Raw genomic sequence first — 18,857 nt, forward strand, 5'->3', positions numbered from 1 at the left:
TCGCAAGGCCGGGGTATTTTTTTGCTTGGCTTTTTTGTGTCGCCTGGGCTGGCCTCATCGCGGGCGAGCCCGGCTCCCAGGCTGGGCCGTGTCCTTTTGTTGGAATGCGGTCCAATGTGGGAGCTGGCTTGCCTGCGATGACGGTAGATCAGGCCACACCAACAAAAACGGCCTCCACTAAGGGAGGCCGTTCTCAATGCAGCTAAGCAGTTGAATGCTTACTTGCGGTCTTCCAGCTTGGTGATGTCACGCGACTCGTAGCCGGTGTACAGCTGGCGTGGGCGGCCAATCTTGTACGGGCTGGAGAGCATTTCTTTCCAGTGGGAGATCCAGCCCACGGTCCGCGCCAGGGCGAAGATTACGGTGAACATGCTGGTTGGAATGCCGATCGCCTTGAGGATGATCCCCGAGTAGAAGTCGACGTTCGGGTACAGCGAGCGTTCGATGAAGTACGGGTCGGTCAGGGCGATCTCTTCCAGGCGCATGGCCAGTTCGAGTTGCGGATCGTTCTTGATGCCCAGTTCCTTCAACACTTCGTCGCAGGTCTGCTTCATGACGGTAGCGCGCGGGTCGCGGTTCTTGTAGACCCGGTGACCGAAGCCCATCAACTTGAACGGATCGTTCTTGTCCTTGGCCTTGGCGATGAAGGTGTCGATGTTGGACACATCGCCGATTTCATCGAGCATGGTCAATACGGCTTCGTTCGCACCGCCGTGGGCAGGGCCCCACAGTGCGGCGATACCGGCGGCAATACAGGCGAACGGGTTGGCACCCGAAGAGCCCGCCAGGCGCACGGTAGAGGTGGAAGCGTTCTGCTCGTGGTCGGCGTGGAGGATGAAGATCCGGTCCATGGCCTTGGCGAGCACCGGGCTGATCGGTTTGATCTCGCACGGGGTGTTGAACATCATGTGCAGGAAGTTTTCCGCGTACGTCAGGTCGTTGCGCGGGTACATCATGGGTTGGCCCATGGAGTACTTGTAAACCATTGCGGCCAGGGTAGGCATCTTGGCAACCAGGCGGATCGCGGAAATTTCGCGATGCTGCGGGTTATTGATGTCCAGGGAGTCGTGATAGAAGGCCGACAGGGCGCCTACTACACCGCACATGACGGCCATCGGGTGGGCGTCGCGACGGAAGCCGTTGAAGAAGGTCTTCAACTGCTCGTGAACCATGGTGTGGTTCTTCACGGTGCTGACGAACTGGGCTTTCTGCTCGGCTGTTGGCAATTCGCCATTTAGCAGCAGGTAGCAGGTTTCCAGGTAGTCCGACTTTTCAGCCAGTTGCTCGATCGGGTAGCCGCGATGAAGCAGAATGCCATTGTCACCATCGATATAGGTGATCTTCGACTCGCAGGAAGCGGTCGACATGAAGCCTGGGTCGAAAGTAAAACGGCCCGTGGCCGTCAGGCCCCGTACGTCGATAACATCGGGACCAACGGTGCCGGTTAAAATGGGCAGCTCGACGGGGGCTGCGCCCTCGATGATCAACTGCGCTTTTTTGTCAGCCATGTGGCCTCCTATTTATGCTTCAAATCATCAGACAGACCCCCCACGCAGGGCCCGCACCACTATATTGATATAAATCCAGATGTCAATTTGCCTAAAGTCTTGCGCCAGAAGGCTTTAACCGTACTTTTTCGTCGAAATTGACTGCCATTTACGCCTTTTATCCCGCCAGCGCAATCAGCTATTAGGGTGAGGTGTGCGCGTTGTCATTAGTAACCTAACTGTCTATACTCGGCCACCGACCGCCAAGGGCTTTTGGGCTTGCTTTCATTGGGGGTCGCACTCCCTGGGTGGTGCTTACCTGACCAGTCGCACTCCCCAACAACTTTGCCCTGATTGTTAGGGGCTCTTCAGTGTGAAAAAAAGCCGTGAATAGCCAACGACCTGTAAACCTAGACCTAAGGACCATCAAACTCCCCATCACCGGCGTTACGTCGTTCCTGCACCGTGTTTCCGGCATCATCCTGTTCCTGGGCTTGGGCATCATGCTTTATGCATTGAGCAAATCCCTGGGTTCCGAGGAAGGATACGCCGAGGTGAAGGCATGCTTGACCAGCCCGCTGGCCAAGTTCGTAGCATGGGGCCTCCTGTCCTCTCTTCTGTATCACCTGGTAGCCGGTGTGCGCCACTTGATCATGGACATGGGCATCGGTGAGACGCTGGAAGGCGGCCGCCTGGGCTCGAAAATCATCGTCGCCATTTCCGTGGTGCTGATCGTTCTGGCAGGAGTTTGGATATGGTAACCAGCGTAACGAATCTGTCGCGTTCGGGCCTCTATGACTGGATGGCACAGCGTGTGTCTGCGGTCGTTCTCGCGGCTTATTTCATTTTCCTGATCGGATACCTCGTCGCAAACCCGGGCATCGGCTATGAGCAATGGCACGGCCTGTTTTCCCACAATGCGATGCGAATCTTCAGTCTGCTGGCCCTTGTAGCCCTGGGCGCTCACGCCTGGGTTGGCATGTGGACCATCGCGACTGACTACCTGACGCCGATGGCGCTGGGCAAGTCCGCGACTGCAGTACGTTTCCTCTTCCAGGCAGTATGCGGCGTTGCGATGTTCGCTTACTTCGTCTGGGGTGTGCAGATTCTTTGGGGTATCTGATTCATGGCTAACATTCCAACTATTTCATTCGACGCCATCATTATTGGTGGCGGCGGTGCTGGCATGCGCGCTGCGCTGCAGCTGGCCCAGGGCGGTCACAAGACTGCCGTGATCACCAAGGTGTTCCCGACGCGCTCGCACACCGTATCGGCCCAGGGTGGCATCACCTGCGCCATCGCCTCCGCCGACCCGAACGATGACTGGCGCTGGCACATGTACGATACCGTCAAGGGTTCCGACTACATCGGTGACCAGGACGCTATCGAATACATGTGTCAGGAAGGCCCGGCCGCGGTGTTCGAGCTGGACCACATGGGTCTGCCGTTCTCCCGTACCGAGCAAGGCCGTATCTACCAGCGTCCATTCGGCGGCCAGTCGAAGGACTACGGTAAAGGCGGCCAGGCTGCCCGTACCTGCGCTGCGTCGGACCGTACCGGTCACGCGCTGCTGCACACCCTTTATCAGGGCAACCTGAAAGCCGGTACCACGTTCCTGAACGAGTACTACGCGGTTGACCTGGTCAAGAACGCACAAGGCGAGTTCGTCGGTGTGATCGCCATCTGCATCGAAACCGGTGAAACCACCTACATCCGCGCCAAGGCTACTGTGCTGGCGACCGGTGGTGCAGGTCGTATCTACGCGTCGACCACCAATGCCCTGATCAACACCGGTGACGGCGTCGGCATGGCCCTGCGTGCTGGCGTACCGGTACAAGACATCGAAATGTGGCAGTTCCACCCGACCGGCATCGCCGGCGCCGGTGTGCTGGTGACCGAAGGTTGCCGTGGTGAAGGTGGTTACCTGATCAACAAGCACGGCGAGCGTTTCATGGAGCGTTATGCTCCGAACGCCAAAGACTTGGCGGGTCGTGACGTTGTGGCTCGCTCGATGGTTAAAGAGATCATCGCCGGTAACGGCTGTGGCCCGAATGGCGACCACGTACTGCTCAAGCTCGATCACCTGGGCGAAGAAGTGCTGCACAGCCGCCTGCCTGGTATCTGCGAGCTGTCCAAGACCTTTGCCCACGTTGACCCGGTAGTTGCGCCGGTTCCGGTGGTTCCAACTTGCCACTATATGATGGGCGGCGTGCCGACCAACATTCATGGCCAGGCAATCACCCAGAACGCCGAAGGCGAGGACGAGATCATCCATGGTCTGTTCGCGGTAGGCGAAGTGGCTTGCGTATCGGTTCACGGTGCCAACCGCCTGGGCGGCAACTCGCTGCTTGACCTGGTGGTATTCGGTCGCGCGGCCGGCCTGCACCTGGAAAAGGCGCTGACTGACGGCATCGAATACGATGACGCCACCGACGCCAACATCGAAGCTGCCCTGGCGCGTCTGAACGCTCTGAACGAGCGCACTGATGGCGAAGACGTAGCAACCCTGCGTCGCGAGCTGCAAAGCTGCATGCAGAACTACTTCGGTGTGTTCCGTACCGGCGAATACATGCAGAAGGGTATTGCCCAGCTGGCCGACCTGCGCACGCGCATCGCCAACGTCAAGATCAACGATAAGAGCCAGGCGTTCAACACCGCTCGTATCGAAGCCCTTGAACTGCAAAACCTGCTGGAAGTGGCTGAAGCGACGGCGATCGCCGCCGAGGTTCGTAAAGAATCCCGTGGTGCTCACGCTCGTGAAGACTTCGAAGATCGCGACGACGAAAACTGGTTGTGCCACACCCTGTACTTCCCGGGTGACAAGCGCGTAACCAAGCGTGCCGTGAACTTCTCGCCGAAGACGGTACCGACGTTTGAACCGAAGATTCGGACTTACTAAGGGTGGCTGCCATGTTGAAAGTCAGTGTTTATCGCTACAACCCTGATCAGGACGCTGCGCCGTTCATGCAGGAATTCCAGGTCGATACCGGTGGTAAAGACCTGATGGTGCTGGATGTACTGGCACTGATCAAAGAGCAGGACGAGGGTTTCTCCTATCGTCGCTCTTGCCGTGAAGGTGTGTGCGGTTCCGACGGCATGAACATCAACGGCAAAAACGGCCTGGCGTGCATCACGCCGCTGTCCGCCGTGGTCAAAGGCAACAAGCTGATCGTTCGTCCGCTGCCAGGTTTGCCGGTTATCCGTGACCTGGTCGTCGATATGAGCATCTTCTACAAGCAATACGAGAAAGTTAAGCCGTTCCTGCAGAACGACACGCCGGCTCCGGCCATCGAGCGTCTGCAGTCCCCGGAAGAACGTGAAAAACTCGATGGCCTGTACGAGTGCATCCTGTGCGCTTGCTGCTCGACATCCTGCCCGTCCTTCTGGTGGAACCCGGACAAGTTCCTGGGTCCAGCTGCGCTGCTGCAAGCCTACCGCTTCCTGGCAGACAGCCGTGATACCAAGACGTCCGAGCGTCTGGCTTCGCTGGATGACCCGTTCAGCGTATTCCGCTGCCGCGGGATCATGAACTGCGTCAACGTATGTCCTAAAGGCCTGAACCCGACTAAGGCCATTGGTCACATCCGTAACATGCTGCTGCAGAGCGGCGTGTAACTGACGTTGTAGTAAAAGCAGGACCGTTGTGCCCGTAAATGCTGCGGCGCAGGCTTCAACCGGCGCCGTAGTTTTAACTTGAGCAGCGACTTACAAAGCCGCGGCTCTTATTTTGAAGAAATGAGACAAGCAGGGGCATTCGGGTTGGTACCCGAACTATCAGCGTGATCCTAAGTGGCTTGTTTTGGTCGCTGCACTTGGCCTTTTGCAAGCAAACTCGGTGTTTTCGCCGGTGGTGTCCCCAAATCGAGGGTGACCAAGCATGCAAGAAAGCGTGATGCAGCGCATGTGGAACAGCGGCTATCTTTCAGGTGGTAACGCTGCCTATGTGGAAGAGCTTTATGAGCTCTACCTGCACGACCCTAACGCTGTGCCAGAAGAATGGCGCACCAAATTTCAGACGTTGTCTTCAGACGGCAACGCTGCCACCGATGTATCGCACGCAACAATTCGCGATCAGTTCGTGCTGCTGGCAAAGAACCAGCGCCGCGCCCAACCGGTTTCCGCCGGCAGCGTGAGCAGTGAGCATGAGAAGAAGCAAGTTGAAGTACTGCGACTGATCCAGGCCTACCGTATGCGTGGCCACCAGGCAGCCCAGCTTGACCCGCTGGGGCTGTGGCGGCGTCCTGCACCTGCAGACCTGTCGATCAATCATTACGGCTTGACCAATGCCGATCTTGATACGACCTTCCGTGCCGGCGACCTGTTCATCGGCAAAGAGGAAGCGAGCCTACGCGAAATTCACGAAGCGTTGCAGCAGACATATTGCCGCACCATCGGCGCTGAATTTACGCACATCACCGATTCCGAGCAGCGCCAGTGGTTCCAGCACCGCCTGGAAGGCGTGCGTGGCCGTCCGGTATTGTCCGCCGATGTGCGCGGCCACCTGCTGGAGCGTGTGACCGCGGCCGAAGGCCTCGAAAAATACCTGGGCACCAAATACCCAGGCACCAAGCGTTTCGGCCTGGAAGGCGGCGAAAGCCTGATTCCGATGCTCGACGAGCTGATCCAGCGTTCCGGTTCCTATGGCACCAAGGAAATCGTGATCGGCATGGCTCACCGTGGTCGCCTGAACGTGTTGGTCAACACCTTCGGCAAGAACCCGCGTGAGCTGTTCGACGAGTTCGAAGGCAAGAAGAAGGTCGAGTTGGGTTCCGGTGACGTTAAATACCACCAGGGCTTCTCGTCCAACGTGATGACCACCGGCGGTGAAGTTCACCTGGCCATGGCATTCAACCCCTCCCACCTGGAAATCGTTTCGCCAGTGGTCGAGGGTTCGGTGCGTGCTCGCCAGGATCGTCGTAACGACGCCACCGGTGAGAAAGTGCTGCCGATTTCCATCCACGGTGACGCGGCATTCGCCGGTCAAGGCGTGGTCCTGGAAACGTTCCAGATGTCGCAGACTCGCGGCTTCAAGACCGGCGGTACCGTTCACATCGTCATCAACAACCAGGTGGGCTTCACCATCAGCAACCCGTTGGATGCGCGCTCCACCGAGTACGCCACCGACGTTGCCAAGATGATCCAGGCGCCGATCCTCCATGTGAATGGCGATGATCCGGAAGCCGTGCTGTTCGTGACCCAACTGGCTGTCGACTACCGCATGCAGTTCAAGCGTGACGTGGTCATCGACCTGGTTTGCTACCGCCGTCGCGGTCACAACGAAGCGGACGAGCCAAGCGGCACCCAGCCGTTGATGTACCAGCAGATCACCAAGCAGCGCACCACCCGTGAGCTGTACGCCGAAAGCCTGACCAAGGCCGGCGTGGTTGACGATGCGCGTGTTCAGGCGAAAGTCGACGAATACCGCAACGCGCTGGACAACGGCCTGCATGTAGTGAAAAGCCTGGTCAAGGAGCCGAACAAAGAGCTGTTCGTTGACTGGCGCCCGTACCTGGGTCACACCTGGACTGCCCGTCACGATACCTCGTTCGATTTGAAGACGTTGCAGGAACTGTCCGCCAAGCTGCTGGAAATTCCCGAAGGCTTCGTCGTACAGCGCCAGGTTGCGAAGATCTACGAAGACCGTCAGAAGATGCAAGTTGGCGGCCTGCCGATCAACTGGGGTTACGCCGAAACCATGGCGTACGCGACCCTGGCGTTCGAAGGTCACCCGATCCGCATGACCGGCCAGGACATCGGCCGCGGTACGTTCTCGCACCGTCATGCTGTATTGCACAACCAGAAAGACGCGGGCACCTACATCCCGTTGCAGAACCTTTACGAAGGCCAGCCACGTTTCGACCTGTACGATTCGTTCCTGTCCGAAGAAGCCGTACTGGCGTTCGAATACGGTTACTCGACCACCACGCCGAACGCGCTGGTGATCTGGGAAGCCCAGTTCGGCGACTTCGCCAACGGTGCCCAGGTGGTTATCGACCAGTTCATCACCAGCGGCGAGCACAAGTGGGGCCGTCTGTGCGGTCTGACCATGCTGCTGCCACACGGTTATGAAGGTCAGGGCCCTGAGCACTCCTCGGCCCGTCTGGAGCGTTACCTGCAATTGTGCGCCGAGCACAACATTCAGGTGTGCGTGCCGACGACCCCGGCGCAGATCTACCACTTGCTGCGTCGCCAGGTGATCCGTCCGCTGCGCAAGCCGCTGGTGGTGCTGACGCCGAAGTCGCTGTTGCGTCACAAGCTGGCCGTTTCGACCCTGGAAGATCTGGCCCAAGGTTCGTTCCAGACCGTGATTCCAGAGATCGATACGCTGGACGCCGCCAAGGTCACTCGCCTGATCCTGTGCAGCGGCAAGGTCTACTACGATCTGTTGGAAAAACGCCGTGCCGAAGGCCGCGAAGACATCGCCATCGTGCGTATCGAGCAGCTTTATCCGTTCCCGGAAGATGACCTCATGGAGATCATCGCGCCTTACACCAACCTCACGAACGTAGTGTGGTGTCAGGAAGAACCGATGAACCAGGGCGCCTGGTACAGCAGCCAGCATCATCTGCGTCGCAGCATCGGCAACCACAACAAGGCTTTGGTCCTTGAGTATGCCGGTCGTGATGCTTCTGCTGCACCTGCCTGTGGTTACGCGTCGATGCACGCCGAGCAGCAGGAAAAACTGCTGCAAGATGCTTTCACTGTTTAACGCCTTCGCGCTGACTGAAACCGAATTTTAAGGACCTACAGATAATGGCTATCGAAATCAAAGCCCCGTCATTCCCGGAATCGGTTGCCGATGGCACCGTTGCCACTTGGCACAAGAAACCAGGCGAGGCCGTCAAGCGTGACGACCTGATCGTCGACATCGAGACCGACAAAGTCGTTCTGGAAGTATTGGCCGAAGCTGACGGCGTGCTGGGCGCGATCGTTGCTGAAGAGGGCGCTACCGTTCTGTCGAACCAGGTACTGGGCTCGATCGAAGAGGGCAGCGCTGCTGCAGCGCCTGCTCCTGCCGCTGCTGCACCGGCTGCTTCGGCGCCTGCCGCTGCGCCGGCAGCCGGTGGCGAAGATCCAATCGCTGCTCCGGCTGCGCGTCAACTGGCTGAAGAAAACGGCATCAACCTGGCTTCCATCAAGGGCACCGGCAAAGATGGCCGTGTGACCAAGGAAGACGTGGTTGCCGCAGTTGAAGCCAAGAAGAACGCTCCGGCTGCCGCACCTGCCAAGGCTGCAGCGCCTGCTGCCGCTGCGCCTGTGTTTGCCGCTGGCGACCGCACCGAGAAGCGCGTACCGATGACTCGCGTACGTGCCACCGTGGCCAAGCGCCTGGTTGAAGCTCAGTCGAACATGGCGATGCTGACCACCTTCAACGAAGTCGACATGACCGAAGTCATGGCCCTGCGTTCGAAGTACAAGGATCTGTTCGAGAAGTCCCACAACGGCGTGCGCCTGGGCTTCATGTCGTTCTTCGTGAAAGCGGCCACCGAAGCGCTGAAGCGCTTCCCGGCAGTCAACGCTTCCATCGACGGCGGCGACATCGTTTACCACGGCTACTCGGATATCGGCGTCGCCGTGTCCAGCGACCGTGGCCTGGTGGTTCCAGTCCTGCGTAACGCCGAGCTGATGAGCCTGGCCGAAATCGAAGGCGGCATCGCTGGCTTCGGCAAGAAAGCCCGTGACGGCAAGCTGACCATCGACGAGATGACCGGCGGTACCTTCACCATCACCAACGGTGGTACCTTCGGTTCGATGATGTCGACGCCGATCGTCAACCCACCGCAGGCCGCGATCCTGGGCATGCACAACATCATCCAGCGTCCGATGGCCATCAACGGCCAGGTCGTGATCCGCCCAATGATGTACCTGGCACTGTCTTACGATCACCGCCTGATCGACGGTAAAGAAGCCGTGACGTTCCTGGTGACCATCAAGAACCTGCTGGAAGACCCGGCTCGCCTGCTCCTGGACATCTGATAGAAGCAGTTGCACGTTGCGAGCTACAAGCTGTAGGAAAAAGCAGCTTGGCTTGCAACGTGTGACTAGAAGCTTGTCGCAAATAGAGGATCTATTTTCATGACACAGAAATTTGACGTTGTAGTGATTGGTGCAGGCCCTGGCGGCTATGTTGCCGCCATCAAGGCTGCGCAACTGGGCCTGTCCACTGCTTGCATCGAAAAATACACCGACAAGGAAGGCAAACTGGCGCTGGGCGGTACTTGCCTGAACGTGGGTTGCATTCCGTCCAAGGCGCTGCTGGACAGCTCCTGGAAATTCCACGAAGCCCAAGACGGCTTCGCGATCCACGGCATCAACCATGCTGGCGTGACCATGGACGTACCAGCAATGGTCGGCCGTAAAGCCAACATCGTCAAAGGCCTGACTTCCGGCGTTGCGACCTTGTTCAAGGCCAACGGCGTTACTTCGATTCAAGGCCACGGCAAGCTGCTGGCCGGCAAGAAAGTTGAAGTCACCAAGCCAGACGGTTCGGTTGAAGTCATCGAAGCCGAAAACGTGATCCTGGCGCCAGGTTCGCGTCCAATCGACATTCCGCCTGCTCCTGTTGATAACAACGTGATCGTTGATTCGACCGGCGCCCTGGAATTCCAGGCTGTGCCTAAGCGCCTGGGCGTGATCGGCGCTGGCGTCATCGGTCTGGAGCTGGGCTCGGTATGGTCGCGCCTTGGCGCTGAAGTCACCGTGCTGGAAGCCCTGGACACGTTCCTGCTGGCGGCTGACACTGCAGTCTCCAAGGAAGCGCTGAAAACCCTGACCAAACAAGGTCTGGACATCAAGCTTGGCGCCCGTGTTACCGGTTCCAAGGTCAACGGCGAAGAAGTCGTGGTGACCTACACCGATAAAGACGGCGAGCAGACCATCACCTTCGACAAGCTGATCGTTGCCGTTGGTCGCCGCCCAGTGACCAATGACCTGTTGGCTTCCGACAGCGGCGTGAACATCGACGAGCGTGGTTTCATCCACGTTGACGATCATTGCGCTACCACCGTGCCTGGCGTCTATGCCATTGGCGACGTGGTTCGTGGCATGATGCTGGCCCACAAGGCTTCCGAAGAGGGCATCATGGTTGTTGAGCGCATCAAGGGTCACAAGACCCAGATGAACTACGACCTGATCCCATCGGTTATCTACACCCACCCGGAAATTGCATGGGTCGGCAAGAACGAACAGCAGTTGAAAGCTGAAGGCGTTGAAGTTAACGTCGGCACCTTCCCGTTTGCCGCTTCTGGCCGTGCCATGGCAGCCAACGACACCGGTGGTTTTGTCAAAGTCATCGCTGATGCCAAGACTGACCGCGTTTTGGGCGTCCACGTGATTGGCCCAAGCGCTGCAGAACTGGTTCAGCAAGGCGCGATCGGCATGGAATTCGGCACCAGTGCCGAGGACTTGGGCATGATGGTCTTCTCCCATCCGACCCTGTCCGAAGCGTTGCACGAAGCAGCGTTGGCAGTGAATGGCGGCGCCATCCACATCGCCAACCGCAAGAAGCGCTAAGCGAGATAATAAGAAACCACGGCGGAGTTGCCCGTCGTGAGCCTTGCGCGCAAGACTCACCGCGGAATATCCGCTGGACGCAGCCTTGCGCAGCTTTACGGGCCATAAGCCCCGCAAGTTGCGCAAGCAGCAGTCACAGGTGGCGCGGCACTCATAATGAGCGCAGCGCCGAATGCGCAGTACCTAACGAAGACGGTAAAAAGCATGAATCTTCACGAGTATCAGGGTAAGCAGCTGTTCGCTGAATACGGCCTGCCAGTTTCCAAGGGCTACGCAGTAGACACCCCGGAAGCAGCAGCAGAAGCTTGCGACAAAATCGGCGGCAGCGAGTGGGTTGTCAAAGCCCAGGTCCACGCCGGTGGTCGCGGTAAAGCGGGCGGCGTCAAGCTGGTTCGCAGCAAAGAAGACGCCAAGGCCTTCGCACAGCAGTGGCTGGGCAAGCGTCTGGTGACTTACCAGACTGATGCCAATGGCCAACCAGTCACCAAGATCCTGGTTGAATCGTGCACTGATATCGCTAAAGAGCTGTACCTGGGCGCTGTCGTTGACCGTTCGAGCCGTCGCATCGTGTTCATGGCTTCCACCGAAGGTGGCGTGGACATCGAGAAAATCGCTCACGAAACCCCAGAAAAAATTCTGAAGGCCACTATCGATCCACTGGTTGGCGCTCAGCCATTCCAGGGTCGCGAGCTGGCTTTCCAGCTGGGCCTGGAAGGCAAGCAAGTTGCCCAGTTCGCCAAGATCTTCGTAGGTCTGGCCAAACTGTTCCAGGATCACGATCTGGCCCTGCTGGAAGTGAACCCGCTGGTGATCAAGGCTGACGGCGATCTGCACTGCCTCGATGCCAAGATCAACATCGACGCCAACGCCATGTACCGTCAGCCTAAGCTGAAGACTTTCCACGATCCGTCGCAAGACGATCCGCGCGAAGCGCACGCTGCCAAGTTCGAACTGAACTACGTAGCCCTGGAAGGTAACATCGGCTGCATGGTCAACGGTGCCGGCCTGGCCATGGGTACCATGGACATCGTCAACCTGCATGGCGGCAAGCCAGCCAACTTCCTCGACGTAGGTGGTGGCGCTACCAAGGAACGCGTTACCGAAGCGTTCAAGATCATCCTGTCCGACTCCAACGTCGCCGCAGTACTGGTCAACATCTTCGGCGGCATCGTTCGTTGCGACATGATTGCCGAAGGCATCATCGGTGCAGTGAAAGAAGTCGGCGTTAAAATCCCGGTTGTTGTTCGCCTTGAAGGTAACAACGCTGAACTGGGCGCTAAAGTACTGGCAGAAAGCGGTTTGAACATCATCGCGGCTACCAGCCTGACCGACGCTGCTCAACAAGTTGTCAAAGCTGCGGAGGGCAAGTAATGAGCGTCCTGATCAATAAAGACACCAAAGTTATCTGCCAGGGTATTACCGGTTCGCAAGGTAGTTTCCACACCCAGCAAGCCATCGAATACGGCACCCAGATGGTTGGCGGCGTAACACCAGGCAAAGGCGGCACCGAGCACCTGGGCCTGCCCGTGTTCAACACCGTGAAAGAAGCGGTAGAAGCCACTGGCGCCACTGCCAGCGTGATCTACGTTCCAGCTCCTTTCTGCAAGGACTCGATCCTGGAAGCGGCCTTCGGCGGCATCAAGCTGATCGTCTGCATCACCGAAGGCATTCCTACCCTGGACATGCTGGACGCTAAAGTTAAGTGCGACGAGCTGGGTGTAGTCCTGATCGGCCCTAACTGCCCAGGCGTGATCACCCCAGGCGAATGCAAGATCGGCATTATGCCAGGTCACATTCACTTGCCAGGTAAAGTCGGTATCGTTTCCCGTTCCGGCACCCTGACCTACGAAGCTGTCAAGCAGACCACTGACGCCGGTTTCGGTCAGTCGACTTGCGTCGGCATCGGCGGTGACCCGATCCCAGGCTCCAACTTCATCGACATCCTGAAGCTGTTCCAGGAAGACCCGAAGACCGAAGCGATCGTGATGATCGGTGAGATCGGCGGTTCGGCTGAAGAAGAAGCGGCTGCCTACATCAAGGCACACGTGACCAAGCCGGTTGTTTCCTACATCGCTGGTGTGACTGCCCCTGCGGGCAAGCGCATGGGCCATGCTGGCGCAATCATCTCTGGCGGCAAAGGCACTGCAGACGAGAAATTCGCTGCACTGCAAGACGCAGGCGTTAAAACCGTGCGTTCGCTGGCAGACATCGGCAAGGCCCTGGCCGAGCTGACCGGTTGGGCTGTCAAGTAAGCCTCGCGCTTAGCTGACGCTTTACCACACAAAGGCCACCTTCGGGTGGCCTTTGTGCATTCTGGATATAGCCAGATTGACGAATGTGCTCGGTTCAATGTGGGAGCTGGCTTGCCTGCGATACAGACAACTGGGTGCATCAGCCAAACCGAGTCGATGCCATCGCAGGCAAGCCAGCTCCCACAGGGTTCTGTGTTGCCCAATTAAGTATGAAAACGCGACATTCAAATGTCGCTTATCGGACAGTTCGCCCCGCAACAGTGCGTTTGTCAGCCTGATTCTGTACTCTAGCCGCCTCTTTATGCGTCCGCGTCCCAAAAGGAAGCTGCGCGCTAGACCGGTCGGTCCCCACAAGGGCCGGCAGCATTTCCCTCATCCATAGGGAAGCCCTCTCTAAATTCCGATTCAGTAGTGTGGTATTTCCTCAAATGAAAGTGTTGAAAAGCCAGGATATCCTGGCGCTGGGCTTTATGACCTTTGCCCTGTTCGTGGGCGCCGGCAACATCATCTTCCCGCCTATCGTGGGTTTGCAGTCCGGGCCGCATGTGTGGATGGCGGCGCTGGGCTTCCTGATCACCGCAGTCGGTTTGCCGGTGGTCACCGTGATCGCCCTGGCCAAGGTCGGTGGTGGCATGGACGCGCTGAGCAGCCCAATTGGCAAGATTGCCGGTGGCTTGCTGGCGGCAGCGGCCTACCTGGCAGTGGGCCCGCTGTTTGCGACCCCACGCACCGCAACAGTATCGTTTGAAGTGGGCCTGGCGCCCTTGACCGGTGAAAGCCCGTTGGCGTTGTTCCTCTACAGCTCGGTGTATTTCCTGGTGGTGTTCTTTGTCTCCCTGTATCCAGGGCGACTGCTGGACACCGTGGGCCGTTTCCTGGCGCCGCTGAAGATCATCGCCCTGGCTATCCTCGGTATCGCTGCGTTTGCCTTGCCCGCCGGTGAGGTGGGGGTTGCCACGCCGGAATACGTTGCCGCGCCGTTCTCCCAAGGCTTTATCAATGGTTACCTGACCATGGATACCCTGGGCGCCCTGGTGTTCGGCATTGTGATCGTCAACGCTATCCGCTCCCGTGGCGTCGAGTCGCCCAAGCTGATCACCCGTTACGCGATCATTGCCGGGCTAATTGCCGGCGTGGGCCTGGCACTGGTGTACGTCAGCCTGTTCCGTCTGGGTTCGGGCAGCCATGCCGTGGCCGCGGGTGCCAGCAATGGCGCGGCGGTACTGCATGCCTATGTGCAATACACGTTCGGCTCCTTGGGTAGTGGTTTCCTCGCCGTGCTGATTTCCCTGGCATGCCTGGTGACCGCCGTGGGCCTGACCTGTGCCTGCGCCGAGTACTTCAGCAAGATCCTGCCGCTGTCCTACAAGACCCTGGTGGTGATCCTGGCACTGTTCTCGCTGTTTGTGTCCAACCTGGGCTTGACCAAACTCATTGCCTTCTCGATCCCGGTGCTGACCGCGATCTACCCGCCGTGCATCGTGTTGGTGGCCTTGAGCTTCTGCAAAGGGTTCTGGCAGGAACAGGGCCGTATCGTCGGCCCGGTGATGCTGGTGTCGTTCATCTTTGGCTGCATCGACGCGCTCAAGGGCGCGGGCCTGGCGGGTTGGATGCCTACACAGTTGGCCAACTTGCCGCTGAGCGAGCAAGGTTTGGCGTGGCTGGTACCATCGTTGATGACGCTGGTCGTGGCCGTGGTGATTGACCGTATGCTGGGCAAGCGCAGCGAAGCGATCGCTTAAAACCTCTGACTTATACGCTGCAATTAAAAAGCCCCGGATCAAATGATCCGGGGCTTTTTTTGTACGCAGTGCCAAGCCAGGCTGCCTGTTTCAGGGTATCGGGAACTTGCTCTTTGTCGAATCCACTCCCATGTTCCTCAAATATTCCTGGGCGGGCCTTAAATCGCTTTTTTTGGGTAGATAGTGTCCAGAGACATCGGAAAGGTGGAATTTCCCGAAGGCGTCTTTCCTTATATAGCCTGCGCTGACTACCTTTTCTGATTGGCCACTGCCAGCACCGATTTCCGCGATTGCAGGATGTGATAACCATTTTGGCGGTGCACTTTTGTCGATAGTACCGATGATCAGTTGGTTGTCTTGAGTGAAGACGAACTTGCTGACTGTATCGGGTTTCAATACAACCTTCAGGTCATCCGGCTTTGTGATGCGAACCAGTTCCGCTCGGGCCGCTCGGGGGTTCAATGCCGCTCCGGCCAGATGCAGCTCGGCGTTCAGGTCACGAGCCCTGGTATTGACCAGCACTGCAAGTGGTTTTCGAATGGGCGGCTCTATTCGCGAACTGCCGGAGGTGGTGGAGCTGCTTGCAGGCACTAGGTTTTCCGCCGAGGAGGCAGAATGAGGCTGCGGTAGGGGGGCTAGCGTTTGAGGTAGTTTGGCGCCTCCCGGCAAACCGGTTAGCACCCATTCGCCGTTCCCTTTGTTCAAAAGCGTAGCCACCCGACGCTTTGTCTCGGGGTTTATAACGTTTACAAATCCTGATTCGAATTTGAACGCTGGGCTTATTTGATAGACCCTGCTCACGTCTGAGTTATCGGTGTAACGGATCAACCATTTTTCACCGACTTGTTGTGGCCCGGTGGCGCTGAGCGGTTTTCCTGCCAGTAGCTGATTATCCAGTGCGTGCGCGGCGAGGTCCCCACGGTTCTGTACAGGGTGGGCCGGGTTCGGCAATTGAGTCGGGATGCTTGAGGGGCGGCCGGCCGATATCGACGTACCCGGAACCGGTACGACGTGACCGCTTGGCGTACCGTTTGTACCTGCCGTGATTGTCAGTCGCTGTTGGAGCGTGCGCCCAGGGCTTCTGAACACTGGGCGCAACGGGGTCCTTTTGAGTAAAGGGATACCCGACGCAGCCATGGCGAAGTCGTTGTACACCGCCCCCCAGCGTCCCGGTTGGGTGAGGAGCTTGGGCAGGCTTTGTCCGGGTGTACGCAACGTTCTTAGCGCAGCCTTGGAGAGCCTGTTGGTGGCTGACATACCAGCGTTGACCGGGATGAGGCTTAGAACGAATTGGGCTATGTCTGCGGCGAACATTAATTTGTTGGCTGTGGATCGGGCCGATATCTCTGCGCTGGTTGTCATCCCAACCGACGCTCTCCCTCTGAGTAACCCCACCTCCTGCATGTACAGGTTTTCAGTGATGCTACCTTTGAACGGCTTCAGCCGGATGCCCGCTTCATGGTCGGCCGCGAATTTCTTGAGCCACGTGCCGAGCTGAGGCAAAAACAGGGTGTCGTGAATATTGTATCGATCAACAGGTGATACCCGCTGATCCATGTAGGACATCCACTCGGACGTGTTCAGCAGCGTGTTAAGTTGATCCTCGTCCACAATTTCTCTGAAAGGACGTCCGTCGGGAGCATCCGGGCTGTACAGCACCAGCGAGGGGTGGTTGGTCGGTTTGATGACCATCATGCCCTGGACGGGTTTGCCGTTCAGGACCACTCTATGCGAGACGATGGACGCACCATTCACGATTGGCCAGGTGGTGGAGTCGCTATGCTCAAGCGTCGCTTCGATCCATTGTTCGGCGATTTTTTGCCTGTTCAGATAGGCGTCGGGATCCAGGCTGGTGATGAACGCGTCCTTGGCCATCCTTGCCTTCAGATGGTTTTTCCACGCGTCGGGCAGCACCCTGGCTTCGTCGGAGGTGGCAGTGGGGCTGAGTTTGTCATCCAGTAGTTTGAGGTATTTGCCGCCCACATCGGTTTGGCTGATCAGGTCCTCGAGAAACGGCTTATCCAGGGTCAGCAGGTATTTTCCATTGGCACTTACGACGCGAGCGGCCCAGGTGCTCGTCGGCGAGCGTTCATGCCATGGCGTTGTGTTCATGAGCGTCAGGTCGGTAAGCGATCGGGTGTGGATCTTCGGCTTTGGTGCGTTTGCGGAACCTAAAAGGCCGCGATTGCTCGACTGCTGTGTGGTCATCTGAACCATCACGTGGTCAGGGTCTATTTCCTCGTGCTGGTAGCGGTCCGGCAGCTTGGCTTTCAACGCCTGGGCCAGCAACTGTTTGGCGAAAATGTTGGGGTCCGGGATGTTTGCCAATAGCGCTTGCAAGTGCGTAAGGCTTGTATCCTGTGCTTCCTCCAGCTCCCTATAGCTCGTTTCTTGTTGGGGAGTCAGTTCTTTAAGCCATTGTGGCTGCAGTTTGTTGTGCAGTTGCTCATTGCGTGCGAGCAGGGCATTACTGCCATCGAAATGCAGTGAAAGATCCGCTGCATCATTGATGGTTTCGACAGTTTGGGCAGAGAGCAACGACGGTGTGCGAGAGGAGCCAGCTTCGGCTTGCGCTTGGGCGAACCCGGCCTGCATGGTTTCATTGACCTCGTCAGCCTGTCGCTGCAACAACTGGGGAAAGGTTTGTGCCACTACGTCGCCGCAGACGGGGGCGAATCCCAGCATTAAATCATCACCCCACTGAGGGTTTCGACTGTGCTCTACCGACACCGGTAGACTTTTGAGTAGCAGGTTGGCCTTCTCGTCATCATTATCGATTCTCTGCATCAATGCTTCGCGGGCTTTGCCAGGGCTCGCGAACTCCTCGAAACCGTCCCCGGGGGTATAAAGCACTACAGGCCCGGTGGTGTCATCCAGCCCGATATTACGGGTGTCACTTGCGGTGTAAGGTGCCTCGGCCGACGAGCCGTCGCTGCGAGTGATAAGAAAACAACCGGCTAAAAATGCGCCGTTGGCGGAGTTGTCATCTATCCGGATCGGATACACCCCAGGCCGATCCCCTGCGGGAAGTTCGCGCTCGCGTGCTTCAAGGGTGGGGTACTGAAAGGCGGTGTCGATCAGCTTTTTGCCAGCCTCGCTGAGGGTTCCGTCTTCAACCCGCAGGGCTGCCTCGGTGGAAAGCATTTGCCGATGCAGGGCGAGCAGTTGGGCTGATCGTGATGGCTGCTTGGGGGAGCCTACGGGTGATCTTTTCCAGTAGCTACTGAGCGCGCCTGAAAAGCGGGTTGCGATATCGTGTGCAAGCGTCAGCAGGGAACCCTGATGCTCCAACCTGGTTTGGGGAGCACCCGCAGGTCCGTCAATGTAAAAGCCCGTTTGTATGTCGGCACTGTGCTCTTCAGTGTTGGGCGTGCCAGTGACGGCGTTTATGTGGACTTGCGCGACTTTTTCGAGCAATGCCTCCGATAAGATTTGCGTAGAAATCAGCACGGGCTCTGCCGGCGGCTGTTTTCGATAGGTGTTGACGTGGATAATGTTCGGGTCGATTGATGTGAGCTGGGGAAAGGCTTTTTTCAACTGAGCCTGGGTGAAGCGTTGGAATGTCATCTGCTGACTGAGTAAATCAATAATTTTCTGGTTGTACGCCTGATGCTGCTCAATCAATTGGGATTGCGCGGCGACTGCGTTCGGCCCTGTATCATTGGCAACGACTGGCTTTATGCCGGCTACCTGGATTTTGATCCGATCATCCGTGTCCAGTCCCAACGGTTTGGGCTGAGGGTGATGCGATAAAGGCGGGTGTTGCGTTGTTGATTCAGAGGCTGTGCCCACGGACAGCTGGATCGCTTGCGGCGCATGTGTTTGGCTGACAGAGAGAGACGTTGAGCGCATTTAACATCCTA

The 18,857-nt window shown here is 57.9% G+C and carries 12 protein-coding genes; 10 read left to right on the plus strand and 2 right to left on the minus strand.

Annotation, left to right across the window (positions count from 1 at the left end; genetic code table 11):
• Nucleotides 1-218: 218 nt before the first annotated feature.
• Nucleotides 219-1,508: a citrate synthase gene (gene gltA, locus ACTJLA_RS16155; RefSeq protein WP_014717728.1), complete on the minus strand. Its 1,290-nt coding sequence runs from the start codon at nt 1,506-1,508 to the stop codon at nt 219-221.
• A 365-nt stretch (nt 1,509-1,873) separates the two neighbouring features.
• Here gltA and sdhC point away from each other — a divergent pair, with 365 nt between their 5' ends.
• The 10 genes from sdhC to brnQ all read left to right on the plus strand — a co-directional run bounded on the left by sdhC (nt 1,874) and on the right by brnQ (nt 14,994).
• Nucleotides 1,874-2,248 carry a succinate dehydrogenase, cytochrome b556 subunit gene (gene sdhC / locus ACTJLA_RS16160; RefSeq protein WP_014717729.1) on the plus strand — a complete coding sequence of 125 codons (375 nt, stop codon included), beginning with the start codon at nt 1,874-1,876 and terminating at the stop codon, nt 2,246-2,248.
• Complete coding sequence (sdhD, locus tag ACTJLA_RS16165) at nt 2,242-2,610, plus strand: succinate dehydrogenase, hydrophobic membrane anchor protein (protein WP_003172805.1); 369 nt, start codon at nt 2,242-2,244, stop codon at nt 2,608-2,610. The genes sdhC and sdhD overlap by 7 nt, the downstream gene beginning before the upstream one ends.
• 3 nt (nt 2,611-2,613) lie before the next feature.
• Nucleotides 2,614-4,386: a succinate dehydrogenase flavoprotein subunit gene (sdhA, locus tag ACTJLA_RS16170; RefSeq protein WP_054920095.1), complete on the plus strand. Its 1,773-nt coding sequence runs from the start codon at nt 2,614-2,616 to the stop codon at nt 4,384-4,386.
• 11 nt (nt 4,387-4,397) lie between these two features.
• A complete protein-coding gene (locus tag ACTJLA_RS16175; protein ID WP_003172807.1) occupies nt 4,398-5,102 on the plus strand; it encodes a succinate dehydrogenase iron-sulfur subunit in 705 nt (234 codons plus the stop codon).
• A gap of 262 nt (nt 5,103-5,364) precedes the next feature.
• On the plus strand, nt 5,365-8,196 hold the full coding sequence (locus ACTJLA_RS16180; RefSeq protein ID WP_440841601.1) for a 2-oxoglutarate dehydrogenase E1 component: 2,832 nt from the start codon (nt 5,365-5,367) through the stop codon (nt 8,194-8,196).
• 44 nt (nt 8,197-8,240) lie between these two features.
• Nucleotides 8,241-9,464: a 2-oxoglutarate dehydrogenase complex dihydrolipoyllysine-residue succinyltransferase gene (gene odhB, locus ACTJLA_RS16185; protein ID WP_314548499.1), complete on the plus strand. Its 1,224-nt coding sequence runs from the start codon at nt 8,241-8,243 to the stop codon at nt 9,462-9,464.
• Between the two features lie 99 nt (nt 9,465-9,563).
• The gene (gene lpdA / locus ACTJLA_RS16190) at nt 9,564-11,000 is read left to right on the plus strand and encodes a dihydrolipoyl dehydrogenase (RefSeq protein WP_003190010.1); all 1,437 of its coding nucleotides are present in this window, start codon (nt 9,564-9,566) and stop codon (nt 10,998-11,000) included.
• Nucleotides 11,001-11,204: 204 nt separating this feature from the next.
• Nucleotides 11,205-12,371, plus strand: coding sequence for an ADP-forming succinate--CoA ligase subunit beta (sucC, locus tag ACTJLA_RS16195; RefSeq protein ID WP_003190011.1), 1,167 nt, complete (start codon nt 11,205-11,207; stop codon nt 12,369-12,371).
• Entirely contained in the window at nt 12,371-13,252 is an 882-nt protein-coding gene (gene sucD, locus ACTJLA_RS16200; protein ID WP_003190013.1) for a succinate--CoA ligase subunit alpha, read from the plus strand. The genes sucC and sucD overlap by 1 nt, the downstream gene beginning before the upstream one ends.
• A gap of 428 nt (nt 13,253-13,680) precedes the next feature.
• Nucleotides 13,681-14,994, plus strand: a complete 1,314-nt coding sequence (gene brnQ, locus ACTJLA_RS16205; protein ID WP_054920086.1) for a branched-chain amino acid transport system II carrier protein — start codon at nt 13,681-13,683, stop codon at nt 14,992-14,994.
• Nucleotides 14,995-15,084: 90 nt separating this feature from the next.
• Here the strand turns inward: brnQ and ACTJLA_RS16210 are convergent, their stop codons facing one another.
• Entirely contained in the window at nt 15,085-18,846 is a 3,762-nt protein-coding gene (locus ACTJLA_RS16210) for a dermonecrotic toxin domain-containing protein (RefSeq protein WP_314548504.1), read from the minus strand.
• Nucleotides 18,847-18,857: the final 11 nt, after the last annotated feature.

The organism is Pseudomonas sp. 22072, from assembly GCF_052046095.1.
Classification (GTDB): Bacteria; Pseudomonadota; Gammaproteobacteria; order Pseudomonadales; family Pseudomonadaceae; genus Aquipseudomonas; species Aquipseudomonas paracarnis.